The 13833-nt window shown below is 42.0% G+C and carries 9 protein-coding genes; all 9 read right to left on the reverse strand.

The genetic code is table 11. The features are described from left to right. Positions 1-94 precede the first annotated feature (94 nt). Positions 95-1045 (reverse strand): family 16 glycosylhydrolase, encoded by a 951-nt coding sequence (locus WKT20_RS06070; RefSeq protein WP_117902209.1) that lies wholly within the window; start codon positions 1043-1045, stop codon positions 95-97. A 25-nt stretch (positions 1046-1070) separates the two neighbouring features. Continuing rightward, complete coding sequence (locus tag WKT20_RS06075; RefSeq protein WP_117902208.1) at positions 1071-2279, reverse strand: glycoside hydrolase family 117 protein; 1209 nt, start codon at positions 2277-2279, stop codon at positions 1071-1073. An 8-nt stretch (positions 2280-2287) separates the two neighbouring features. Then, positions 2288-4810, reverse strand: a complete 2523-nt coding sequence (locus WKT20_RS06080) for a glycoside hydrolase family 2 TIM barrel-domain containing protein (RefSeq protein ID WP_117902207.1) — start codon at positions 4808-4810, stop codon at positions 2288-2290. A 135-nt stretch (positions 4811-4945) separates the two neighbouring features. Next, positions 4946-7480 carry a glycoside hydrolase family 2 TIM barrel-domain containing protein gene (locus WKT20_RS06085; RefSeq protein WP_278411127.1) on the reverse strand — a complete coding sequence of 845 codons (2535 nt, stop codon included), beginning with the start codon at positions 7478-7480 and terminating at the stop codon, positions 4946-4948. 124 nt (positions 7481-7604) lie between these two features. Beyond that, positions 7605-9095, reverse strand: coding sequence for a UxaA family hydrolase (locus WKT20_RS06090; RefSeq protein ID WP_181996869.1), 1491 nt, complete (start codon positions 9093-9095; stop codon positions 7605-7607). A gap of 39 nt (positions 9096-9134) precedes the next feature. Continuing rightward, complete coding sequence (locus WKT20_RS06095) at positions 9135-10577, reverse strand: tagaturonate reductase (protein WP_278411126.1); 1443 nt, start codon at positions 10575-10577, stop codon at positions 9135-9137. A 28-nt stretch (positions 10578-10605) separates the two neighbouring features. After that, positions 10606-11622, reverse strand: a complete 1017-nt coding sequence (locus tag WKT20_RS06100) for a zinc-binding alcohol dehydrogenase family protein (RefSeq protein ID WP_117902203.1) — start codon at positions 11620-11622, stop codon at positions 10606-10608. A 37-nt stretch (positions 11623-11659) separates the two neighbouring features. Next, positions 11660-12913 (reverse strand): L-fucose:H+ symporter permease, encoded by a 1254-nt coding sequence (gene fucP / locus WKT20_RS06105; protein ID WP_117902202.1) that lies wholly within the window; start codon positions 12911-12913, stop codon positions 11660-11662. Continuing rightward, positions 12910-13833 carry an amidohydrolase family protein gene (locus WKT20_RS06110; protein WP_117902215.1) on the reverse strand — a complete coding sequence of 308 codons (924 nt, stop codon included), beginning with the start codon at positions 13831-13833 and terminating at the stop codon, positions 12910-12912. The genes fucP and WKT20_RS06110 overlap by 4 nt, the downstream gene beginning before the upstream one ends.

A 13833-nucleotide genomic window follows, 5' to 3' on the forward strand; every position in this document is an offset into this window, starting at 1 on the left:
CATAAAAAGCACTTCATATTACAACTGAAACTCATTTATGAAAAAGTTGAATATATGAAGTGCTTATTAAATTACGATATAAACTATAAAAAACCTATTCTTCAGGGATCAGTGTATAAACCCTTATCCAGTCGACAAGGAAAGTGTGATCTTCCACATTTTTCAGTTCCTCATCCGTAGGACTTAAACCTTTTACAGCTCTCCAGCTTTGATCTTCCATATTTATTATGATGTCCATATCTTTGACCAGACCGGTACCACCAGAGTAGTTGTTGGGGTCAATAATGTTCTTGCCACTTACAGTTCTGACGAGTTCTCCATCTACATAATATTCAAGTGTGAAAGGATCCTTCCAGAACACTCCTACACGATGGAAATCATCGCGCCACAATGTTCCCTTATCATCCTTATACCATGATCCCGGATCTTTCGGCTGATAATCTTTGAATGGTTGACGGATGAATATGTGATGACTTAAGTGAAGTCTGTCGGCACCATAACCTCCACCATCTCTGTCACCACCGTATGCCTCTATAATATCGATTTCCTGAGTATCGTCAGGGCTAAGCATCCATACATCGGATGCCATGGTTGAATTTGAAAGTTTAGCGTATGCTTCTACATAAACCGGATATTTTACACGAGTCTTCGATGTGATACATCCTGTATAGGTTCCCGGCAGTTCTTTTGTGTTGAGTCCGCTTACAACGTTCTTTATAGGAACATCTTCAGGACGGCTCACTCTAATTTTAAGAAATCCGTCGGAAACGGAAACATGGTCTCTCTGCCATATTGTAGGAGCAGGTCCTGTCCAATGATTATGATAGAAATCAGTCCATTTGGCATAGAACTCTTTTCCTTTATCCTTTTCATCAGCAATATAGTTAAAGTCGTCCGACTGTGGATGGAGTTTCCACACCATACCCTCTCCGGCATCTGCGGGTACAGGATAGATGTCCCACTCATATGATTTATTATTGAAATCTTCTGCTGCACAAGCAATTTGCAGCGATACTAAACAAACAGAAAACAATTTTCTCATCATAGTATCTTAATTTAAATTAGAATAATTATTTACGTTCTTTTGATTCACCTTTAGCTGTATGTGTCTGCAATGTCCAAGTAGAAAATCTCATTATACTCTGATAATCAGAACTATTATATATATGAGTAAGCCCCCATCTCAAGATTTCAGTAGGTTCTTTCTCGGCATCTGCACTACGATTCAAACCAATAGCATGTGGTGCACCCTTTACTACAGACATTATCTCAAAGTTTATTCCGTCCGGCGACCACTGAAGCGTATTCTTTTCAGGACCATCGGTAGTAATAAGAGAAGCTATACCTCCTTTGTAAGGCCAGACGCAAACTTCGTGTCCGCTGTTTGAAATAGGATTATATTCCGATTTCACATACGGGCCCATAGGATTTTCCGCAATGGCCACTCCGTGTTTGATTTCACGACCGCCCCATGTTATTTCCTCTCCCATACGTTCGCCTTTGTAGTACATATAGAACTTACCTTTATAAGGTATTATACACGGATCGTGTACCTTATGGCTGTCGAAATCACCTTTCGATACAACCTTGAATCTATTATCCTCATCACCTTCCCATTCGCCAGTATTAGAAGGTTCTAGTACAGGCTTTTCAGTCTTGACCCACGGTCCTTCGGGCGAATCGGCACATGCCATACCGATAGTATTCTTTACACGGACTGTATAGGGAGATTTTACAGCCTGATAGCAAAGATAATACTTTCCTTTCCATTCCATTACCTCAGGAGTGAAAACAGAACGGTCGTCATACTCACCTTTCTCACCACGTTTCACTGCAATTCCCTGTTCTTTCCATGTCCATCCGTCCTTTGATGTGGCATACCATATATCGCATCTGTCCCATGGAAAAACCTTGTCATTCTCTATATCTCCAGCAAATCCCTGGGTAGGTCCATAGCTCTTTGAATACCATACATAATATGTATCACCTATTTTCAGTATTGCACTCGGGTCTCTTCTGACTACGCCTTCTTCGTAAGCAAGATCACCCTTCAAGGGTTCCATCTTATACTCAAAGAACCAATTGTTGTCGTGATCCTCCCATTTCATGGCACGTTTCATAGCTGCACTTAACTTATTACCCTTAGGTATTCCCAATGAATCGGCCTTACGCTCATCATAATTCAGAACATCATCACTGGCAATAGTCTGTGTATTGCCTGTTTTTCCGCATGCTGCCAATAGCGACATCATGCCAGCTGCAAGAATAATTTTTCTCATACTATACTTTATTTTATATTAATTGTTAGTTTATTAGATTGTAATTCACTTGTTTCTGCACTGATATTCAGTACCGATGATTTTTCTGTTGCTTGAAGCATCAATATACATCTTCCCTGATATGTCATAATCTCCTTGCTTTGATATGGAGACACATTCTTTACATTTCCATTGTCTATACCCAGTAGACGGTACTCTCCATCGATGTTGAACATAAGCATCTGTTCTGTTGTCTTTACAGGATTACCTTTTTTATCTGTAAGCTGGGCTGTGACATGCAGGACATCCTTTCCATTTGCTGCGATGCTTTGTTTGTCGACCGTCAGCAATATTGAATGTTCTTTGCCTGAAGTCCTTATAGCTGTAGTGGTATTACCTAACTTATTTTTTCCTTTTGCGGTAATAGTGCCAGGCTTGTATGAGAGTACCCATTTATAAATATGATCCTCAAAATCGTCTATATATTTTTTTCCTAACGACTTACCGTTAAGGAAAAGTTCCACCTCCTCACAATTGGAATATATCTCTACAATTACCGAGTCACCTTTCTGATAATTCCAGTGAGAGTTTACATCATCCCAAACCCATAATCTTCTATCCCATTCATGTCCTTTCTTATCAGCAAAGCCATCGTTTATCGGCATATATGAAGATTTATCTGTAGTCTGTGAATATATAGCAATAAAAGGCTTGTCTGTCCACAATGATTTCATCATATCATACGAAGGCTTCACATAGCCGCACATATCCAAGAGACCACATCCTATCGACTTTTGGGGCCATCTTGAAAGACGGCTTCCACTTTCTCCCAAATAATCGACTCCCGTCCATATAAACATACCTGAAACGAAATCTCTTTCAATTACTGCTTTCCATTCGTGCCACTGACCAAGATTTTCCGTACCTATTATAGGCTTGTCAGGATAATTCTTCTTGGCATAATCATACATCACGCGTCTGTAGCTGAAACCTGCCACATCAAGTGCATCAATATATCCTGTCTCGAAGCTTATGGAAGGCAGGATGCAGTTGGCAGTAACCACTCGTGTAGTATCCATCTGACGTGTCCATGCAGCTAATTTTTGTGCTGTACGACCAATGTCGTATGCATGTTTAGGCTGAATCTTCCACATTTCTCTGATTTTTTCTTTAGAATATGGAGGCTGATTCCAGAAGTAATTACCGTTGGAATCAGCACCAAAGAAACCTGTTGCCTCGCGGCATCCTGTATAAGTCCATTCTATTTCATTACCTATACTCCACTGGAAGATACAAGCATGATTACGGCTTCTCCTCATTACGTTTTTCAAATCTCTTTCTGCCCATTCCTGGAAATGCTCACAATAACCATGAGTAGAATAGTCTTCTACCGTTTCCTTCATATTAAGCCTTTTATCTTTGGGATAATCCCACTCATCGAAGAACTCTTCCTGGACCAGAAGACCTATCTCATCGCACAAAGACAGAAACTCTTCCGCTCCCGGATTGTGCGAAAGGCGGATGGCGTTGCATCCTCCTTCCTTAAGGGTTTTCAGACGTCGGTACCACACATCGCGTATCATTGCTGTGCCAACTATACCTGCATCATGATGCAGGCATACTCCTTTTATCTTCATATTTTTTCCGTTAAGGAAGAAACCTTTTTCTGCATCAAAGTGGAATGTTCGTATACCGAAGCTGACAGTGTTTTCAGAAATGACTTCATCGCCATTCTTAATACGGGTCTCGGCTGTATAGAGGACTGGTGTCTCGACGCTCCACAAATCCGGCTGTTTTATCTCCGATACAATGTCGATAACTTTCTCCTCACCAGCATTCAAGTTTATCCTGCGGGTTTCACAGGCAGCGATATTACCTTTATTATCCTTATACACTACCTCAACAACCGCTGTTTTGGATTCGGAGTAACTGTTACACACGGTAACCTGGTTATTTACTTTAGCATATTCATCAGTAACTACAGGAGTTGTGACAAATGTCCCCCAAACCGGAATATGAAGTTTGTCGGTTACAATCATTTTAACATCCCTATATATACCGGAACCGGTGTACCATCTGCTATCAGCATAATGACTGTGATCCACCCTTACAGTCATGCGATTATCTTCATTGGGGTTAAGATAACCTGTAACATCAAAATAAAAAGGAGCATATCCCGAAGGATGACATCCAAGCTTTTTGCCATTTATCCAATACTCAGAATTATTATATACTCCATCGAACACTATATAGCATTTCTGGTTTGCGCTGATTGTTGTAGGAAATGATTTGCTGTACCATCCTATTCCTCCCTGAAGGAAAGCTACACAACCTTCGCCGGAGATGGAGTCGTAAGGCAGACCAACACTCCAGTCGTGTGGCAGGTTCACTGTATTCCAATCATCACCAGGGACATAAGAAGTATATGAATAATGAGCAGAATCTTTCAGTACGAATTCCCAATCTTTATTGAAATCAACATTTGAATCAGATGCTGAAACCTTTAGGGTTGATAATAGGATTATTAAAGCTAAAAGATTTTTATTTCTCATAATCTTAGGTTTTACATGTTTTTTGATGTCACAAAACTATATTATTTATAATATATAAGGGGGATATTAGTTGAAATAGGGTAGGAAAATACTCGTGAAGCATTTCTGTGCAGTAAATTGCTGTTTTTACACCCATTATTGTATGTGGATTTTACATCTACCTTGTATTCCACCGTCTCCTACAACCATTACAGATGATGTACCTTTCTTTCCTTTTATGGTCCTCAGGACAAACAGACAACTTCCGTTATATGTCCTTACACTATTATTTCTGATATTCAGATCATCAATTGAGGCCGAACCATTGTCAAGTCCTGCAAGTTCTAATTTATCATCAAGTATTAACCTAATATCTGAAGGCATATCAACTACTTTGTTTCCTTTCTTATCTTCGATGGAAACTTCAACATGTACAAGGTCATAACCATTGTCGGTAACTGTTTTACGGTCACAATTTACAGCAAGACGACTTGGCTTGCCGTTTGTGGATAAAGTGTCCTGCGACAAGGTTCTACCACCATCCTTACCTATAGCAATAAGTGTTCCTTTCTTGTATGGCACTTTCCACATCAATATATTATGTTCCGTGAAATCGCTGCGTTTTTTAGTTCCCAACGAAGTGCCATTCAGAAACAGCTCCACTTCAGGAGCGTTGGTATATACCTGTACCAGTATATTCTCGTCTTTATTGTAGTTCCATTTATCGCATGTATCGTACCACTCCCAACGTCTAATCCATCCTGGGCGGGGAGTATAAGTGAAACCTCCCTCGGAATTCATCTTAAACTCACTGTCCTTTTCTGGTATAGTCACTATATGGGTTTTCGGAGAGTCTTTCCACAGACATTCAAAGAAATGACCACGCGCTGTCTTGTTCCCTGAAAAATCGAAGAAAGAACAATTTCCACCCCTTGCAGGCCATGGACCATTCTCGCCAAGATAGTCGAATCCTGTCCACACGAAGATTCCCGCTATGTACTTCTTGTCGGCCACGGCTGTCCATTCAAAGAGCTGACCTACATTCTCCGAACCGATAATAGGCTGATAAGGATATAACTTATGGTCGACTTCATAATATTTGTCTTTATAGTTATATCCCACGACGTCAAGCACATCAGTATAACCCGAAAGACGTGAAACGGAAGGGACTACAACTCCCGAAGTGACGGGACGGGTGGTATCCACATCCTTAACCCAACGGGCAAGAACAGCGGCTGTTTCAGCCAAATCGTCTTTTCCTCCGGACAGACGATTGAACTCTTTCAGTATAGACTTGTTGTCTGTTTCCGGGTCGCCCGTATGGATAAGTCCCTTGAAGCCCTTATTGTCTTTGCTCGATGCCCAGTAATATGGATAAGTCCATTCTATTTCATTGCCTATACTCCACAATATCACGCAAGGATGATTTCTGTCTCGTCTGATGAACGACTTGAAGTCGTGCTCGGCATGCGTATCGAAGTATCTGGTATATCCTATTGATATGCTGTCGGGCGCATCTTCTTTAGCTCGCTCCGTAATCCACTTTTTCTTTGCCACCTTCCATTCATCGATAAATTCATTCATAACAAGAAGCCCAAGGCTGTCGCACATTTCCAACAGACTTTCCGAATGCGGATTATGAGCTGTACGTATGGCATTGCAGCCTATGGAACGCAGTTTCAGAAGTCGTCGCAACAGGGCATCATCGTATGCGGCAACTCCCATACATCCCAAGTCGTGATGTATGTTCACTCCTTTTATTTTTACAGACTTTCCGTTAAGAAGAAAACCTTCTTCCGTATCGAATTTAATGTCGCGGATTCCGAATTTTGTTATTTTCGTATCCATCACACACCCGTCGGAAGCTATTAGAGTTGTATGAAGCTCATACATCGAAGGCGTTTCAAGACTCCAGAGATGACAATTGTCCAGTTCTACAGATGCTGTGAACTTATTGAAATCGCCTTTGAGAGCAACAAAATTATCAGAAATAGAAGCTATTGTCTTGCCGTCGTACACTACTTCGTGCTTCACAATGACTCCTTTCACACCTGCTCCTGCATTCTTCACTTCACATACTATATTCACCTTCGAACGGTCACCTACCTGAGGTGTAGTGACGAATATACCATCATAAGGTATATAGAGTTCGTTTCTTAATATAAGACTCACATTCCTGTATATACCGGCACCGACGTACCATCGGCTGTCGGCATACGCTCTTCTGTCAACGCAGACAGTGATTGTATTAATCGAACCTTTTGGTTTCAGATATGGAGTAAGTTCATATTCAAATCCCACATATCCATTAGGACGGAATCCCAACAGATGCCCGTTTATCCAAATCTTTGAGTTATTATATACACCTTCGAAATGAATGAAGACTTTTTTCCCATTCATATCATCTGAGGTGAGAAAATTCTTCCTGTAAATACCCACACCGCCTGGTAGGAAACCATTGCTTCCTGCTGTCTGAGTCTTGGTATATCCTTCGCTGATACTCCAGTCGTGGGGCAAACGCACATCCTGCCACTTTATATTAGGGTCTAAGAATAAAGTGTCCTGAGACACGAAGCCTGCGAGTTTGCTGAATTTCCAATGGAAGTTAAAATCCACTTTAGTGGAGTTTCCAGCATAACTGAATCCAGACAGTAAGATAGCTAAGACTGTGATAATGTTTTTTATGGTCATATTCGATTTCAGATAAATGATATTAGTGATTAAAAATAATTACTATAGTCGAAAAACTAAAAAAACTCTCCATTCATAATTTAAGTATCAAAGGAGAGTTTCATCATTTAAAAAGTAAAACATTTTATAAAGTAACACCTTGTTTCAGAATAGCTATTTCACGATAGCCTTTCTTTTCGTTAAGTGCCTGCTTGCCGCTTGCCACTTCCACAACAAAGTCTATAAAACGTCTGCTTAAAGATTCCATGCTTTCTCCCTCTACCAGAGTTCCGGCATTGAAATCAATCCACGTATGTTTCTGCTCGTACAGCGGTGTGTTAGTCGAAACCTTCACTGTTGGAACGAATGTTCCGAACGGTGTTCCGCGACCTGTTGTGAATAGTACGATATGGCATCCGGCAGAAGCAAGAGCCGTACTGGCAACCAGGTCGTTGCCTGGTGCGCTCAACAGGTTAAGTCCGTGTGTTGTGACACGGTCGCCATATTTTAGCACATCTTCAACCATCGAACTTCCCGACTTCTGTGTACATCCCAATGATTTCTCCTCCAGCGTTGAGATACCTCCCGCCTTATTTCCCGGCGAAGGATTTTCATATATAGGCTGGTCGTTGCGGATGAAGTAGTTCTTGAAGTCGTTTATCATGGCTACTGTATCATCGAATATCTCCTTCGTGCGGCAACGGTTCATGAGTAGTGTCTCGGCTCCAAACATTTCAGGAACCTCTGTTAGGACTGTTGTTCCGCCCTGAGCTACAAGATAGTCCGAGAATACTCCGAGCATAGGATTGGCAGTGATACCAGACAGTCCGTCTGAACCGCCACACTTAAGCCCTATACGCAGTTTTGACAGAGAAATATCTGTGCGCTTATCTTCTCTGGCTATGACATACATCTCGCGTAGGAGCTTCATGCCCTCTTCTATCTCGTCATCTACTTTCTGGGATACGAGGAAACGTACTCTGTCGGCATCATACTCGCCAAGAAACTCGCGGAAGGCTTCAGGCTGGTTGTTCTCACAGCCAAGGCCTACAACAAGTACTGCTCCAGCATTAGGGTGAAGAACCATATCGCGCAATATCTTACGAGTATTCTCATGGTCGTCGCCCAACTGCGAGCATCCGTAATTGTGAGGAAAAGCAATGATAGAGTCAACCCCTTCACAGCCTGTTTCCTTACGAAGCTGCTCAGCCAACTGGTTTGCTATTCCGTTCACGCAGCCCACTGTAGGAATAATCCATATCTCATTACGTATGCCAGCTTCTCCGTTGGCGCGTAAATATCCTTTGAATGTACGGTTCTCGATCGCGAAAATCTGTTTCTCGAACTTCGGTGCGTAAGTATAAGTACTCAGACCGGAAAGGTTCGTCTTGACAGTTTTCTCGTTCAGCAGATGTCCTTTCCTGACTTCCTTTACAGTATGCGATATGGGGAAACCGTATTTTATCACCATATCACCTTTTGTAAAATTCTTCAAGGCAATCTTATGACCGGCAGGTATATCCTCCATTAATTCTATGGAATTGCCGTTCACCTCTATTACAGTCCCTTTGGACAATGAGTGCAGTGCCACAGCCACATTGTCCGCAGGGTTTATCTGGATATATTCAGTCATAATAAACTAACATTTATAAAATGAAGAATACTAGCAGAAGTATCAACCTACAAGGCCTTTTACTGTCTGGAGCATTCCTTCACTATGAATTTTGTTGATGTAGTAAACTACACGGTCTGCCAGACCCTGAATAGCATTAAGGTCTTCACCCCAGATGGAAGTATCGGCAAGAACAGTCTTCACAAGATTTTCTACCGAGCCCTCGTTCCACAGACGAGTAAGCATTTCCATGATTTCAGGAGCATCGTTAGGAACTATTTCAACTCCATCGGCACGCTTTCCTCCCTTATAGTATACCATGATGGCTGCAAGACCGAGTACGAGCCCTTCAGGAAGTACTCCCTTACGTTTCAGATATTCCTTCACACCTGGCAGGTCGCGTGTAGCATACTTAGAGAATGAGTTAAGCATGATTGATGTTACTTGATGGTCAACGAAAGGATTGTTGAAACGTTCCAGAACGTCTTCGGCAAACTTCTTGAGTTCTTCTTTCGGCAGGTTAAGAGTTTCCATCAACTCGTCGAACATCACACGTTTGATGAATTTACCTATCACCTCATGCTGGCATGCGTCTCTCACGATATTAACCCCCGAAAGGAATGCCACTGGCGACAATACAGTGTGAGGACCATTAAGAAGAGTCACCTTGCGTTCATGATAAGGCTCTTCCGACGGAACGAACAGTACGTTCAGTCCCGCCTTGTGTGCAGGAAATTCTTCGGCAACGGATTCCGGTGCTTCGATTACCCACAGATGAAAAGCCTCACCCTGTACGACTAAATTATCATCAAAATTAAGCTTAGTTTTTATGTTGTCTATGTCTTTACGAGGGAATCCCGGCACAATACGGTCCACCAGTGTGGCATATACTCCACAAGCTGTTTCAAACCATGTCTTGAATTCTTCGCCAAGGTTCCACAATTCAATATACTGATAGATTGTTTCCTTCAGTTTGTGACCATTGAGGAAGATAAGCTCACATGGGAAAATGATAAGACCTTTTGACTTGTCGCCGTTGAAATGTTTGAATCTGTGATAAAGTAACTGTGTCAGCTTGCCGGGATAAGAACTTGCTGGAGCATCGTCGAGCTTGCACGACGGATCGAAGTTGATACCTGCCTCAGTAGTGTTCGAGATTACGAATCTCATCTCAGGCTGTTCTGCCAGTGCCATAAAATCATTATACTGGCTGTATGGATTGAGAGCACGGCTGATAACATCAATCATTCTGAATGAGTTTACCATCTCGCCATTATTCAGTCCCTGAAGATTGACATGATAAAGACAGTCCTGAGCATTAAGGGCATCAACCATACCTTTATCTATAGGTTGCACAACTACAACAGTGCTGTTAAAATCTGTCTTTTCATTCATATTCGAGATAATCCAGTCGATGAACGCACGAAGAAAATTACCTTCGCCAAACTGTATGATACGTTCCGGACGCATTACCTTTACTGCAGTCTTACTATTTAAAGCTTTCATCGTAATGTCAAAAATTAAAATTCTAAGATTAAAATTCAACCAACATTCTGAATACCTTACCAGGATTTTCCGACCATTTCTGCAGAGCCTCGCCTGCCTCTTCAGGTTGCACTACGGCAGAGATAAGTTCGTTCATCGGACAGTTGCCATTCTGAATATAATGTATCACGGCACGGAAATCTTCAGGCATTGCATTGCGGGAGCCGCGTATGTCGAGTTCTTTCTGAACAAAATATTTTGTCTGGAAAGCCACTTCACTCTTTGCATAACCAATACATGTCACACGACCTGTAAAACCAACAATGTCGATAGCAGTTACGTATGTGATAGGGCTACCCACGGCTTCTATCACCACATCAGCCATATAACCGTCAGTAAGTTCCCTTACTCTTTCAACCACATTTTCTGTTTTTGAATTGATAACCATTGATGCTCCTAAATGTTTTGCAAGGGCAAGCTTATCGTCGTCAATATCTAGAGCAATTACTCTTGCACCGCGGAGTGATGCTCTAACTATAGCTCCAAGTCCTATCATTCCGCAACCAATCACAGCAACAGTATCAATATCAGTTACCTGTGCTCTTGACACGGCATGAAAACCGACGCTCATAGGCTCAATCAACGCACATTCCTTATCCGAAAGACCGGCTGCCGGAATAACCTTTGTCCATGGAAGAACAAGAAACTCCTGCATCGAACCGTTACGCTGAACTCCCAATGTTTCATTATGTTCACAGGCATTAACACGTCCGTTGCGGCATGAAGCACACTTTCCGCAGTTGGTATATGGGTTTACAGTTACGTTCATTCCTTTCACAAAACCGGTAGGCACGCCTTCGCCTATTTCCTCTATCACAGCTCCCACTTCATGTCCCGGTATTACAGGCATCTTGACCATAGGATTTCTTCCCAGGAAAGTATTAAGGTCAGAACCACAGAATCCGACATATTTGATACGAAGTAAAATTTCTCCGGCTCCAAGTGTTGGTTTAACTATATCAGCTACTTGAACCTTTCCGGCTTCAGTAATTTGTACAGCTTTCATAATCTATGTATTTATTTAAATTTGTTATTGTATTAATTTAATGTTGTTTTTTCTCTATTTTATATCCCCTCCAGCCATAATAAGCCGTAAAGAAGAAACATATCAAAGGTATTATATATGCCATCTGATAGAAGTCAGCGTTATGATTCATCACAAATGCGGTAAACTGTGGGATACATGCATTACCTATAATAGCCATTACAAGGAATGCCGAACCACTCTTGGTATCCTCGCCAAGGTCCCGGAGTGCAAGTGAGAACTGAGTAGGATACATGATTGACATGAAAAACGACACTGCAATCATGGCATAGAGCCCTGTCATACCACCGAACATGATAATCACTCCACACAATATTATATTTACTATAGCGTATGTAAGCAGCATATCCTGAGGCCTGAATTTCGCCATGAGCATAGTACCTATCCATCTGCCGGCAAGGAAAGCCAACATATACAGTCCGAAAAATGTGGTTGCCTCATCCTCTGGCAGACCTGCATACATGCAGCAGTAAACTAAGAACAGACTGTTAATAGCTGTCTGTCCTCCGTTATAGAAGAACTGTGCTATGACTCCCCATCTCAGATGCTTACGTTTCAACACTGAAAAGTTGATAAGTTTGCCTTTCTCACCGTGTGACTCCTCCTTGTCAATATCAGGAAGCTTATACAGTGCAAACACCACAGCAAGAATAATCAGCAGCACGGCAAGAATCAGATAAGGCATCTTCATGGAATCTGTCTCCATTTGAATAAATTCTTCCCAGCCTCCTGGGAAGTCGGCAGGCAGCGTTTCGCGCGTATAGTTCTGTCCGGTAAGTATAAGCTTGCTCAGAAACATCGCGGAGATAAAAGCACCAAGTCCGTTGAACGACTGTGCAAGATTCAGTCTTCTCGAAGCAGTGTCGTGCGTACCCAAAGCTGTCACATACGGATTGGCAGCCGTCTCAAGGAAACACATTCCCGTTGCCATAATGAAGAAGATTACAAGATATGCCCAGTATTCCTTAATCTCGGCTGCAGGAAAGAAAAGCAGACCTCCAATGGCTGCAAGAATGAGACCGACAATTATACCAAACTTATAGCTGAAACGTTTCATAAACATAGCTATCGGTATGGGAAACAGGAAGTAGGCCAGCCAATAGGCAGCTTCTGTGAACGAAGCCTCAAAGGCATTCAACTCACAGGTTTTCATCAACTGCCTAATCATTGTAGGCAACAGGTTACTGCTGATAGCCCACATGAAGAACAAGCTGAATATCAGTAAAAGCGGTATAAAATATTTGTTTTTCATTCTGACATGTTTTTAATATAAGGTAACTCAGGCAGATTCTTGAAACCGTAGAAGGCTTTCGCATTCTCGCCCAAGAAAAGTTTTTTGCTCCTCTCTTCCAATTCTTTTGATTTAATCACAAAGTCGTACGACATCTTGTAGGTGATGGCTGTAATTGTGCGCGGATAGTCGGAACCCCACATCAGTTTCTCGAAACCGACAAGATCGGCAGCTTCGTTGATGGCCCTTATAGCACCGTTGAACGGATAGAACTCGTCATTGAACAGCCATGTGATACCGCCAGACTCAATCATTACATTTTTATGTCGGGCAAGCATTATCTGCTTCTTCCAGTCCGGTTTTGTAACCATGCCGAAATGACCGATAGCTATCTTCAAACCCGGACATTCTGAAATGATTTCTTCCATCTCGCCAACCTGGAGGTCTCCCTCTATCATATCTATGGAAAGAATCACTCCCTTATCTTCCATTAGATGAAACATCTTCATCATTTCGTCCGAATTGAGCATCACCCTTCCGTCCTTTAGCTGCAGACGGTGTCCTGGAATCTTTATGGCCTTAAACCCTTTGTCTATAAGTTCAACAGCCTGATTAAAGTAACCCTGCTTCCTGAATTCACACATACCGCACACGAAAAACCTGTCGGGATAATTTGTCATGACCTCTAGTAGATAGTCATTCTGTATGCCATCGATATACTCCTGCGTGACAACTGCTCCGCCAACCTGAGCATAGTTCATATTTGCTAGAAAAACCTCTGCCGTATTTCTTCCGTCTATCATAAAAGGGGGGAGCATTTGTCTCACCTCCCCCATAAACAATGATTGGCCATTCTCTGTAGTTTTTATTTTCAGGCCATCTACTTCAGTATCCTGATAAAGCCACAGATGTGAGTGAGCATCAATTATTGTATAATCCAT

The organism is Phocaeicola sp. ICN-14070 (assembly GCF_037892625.1).
GTDB lineage: Bacteria > Bacteroidota > Bacteroidia > Bacteroidales > Bacteroidaceae > Phocaeicola > Phocaeicola plebeius.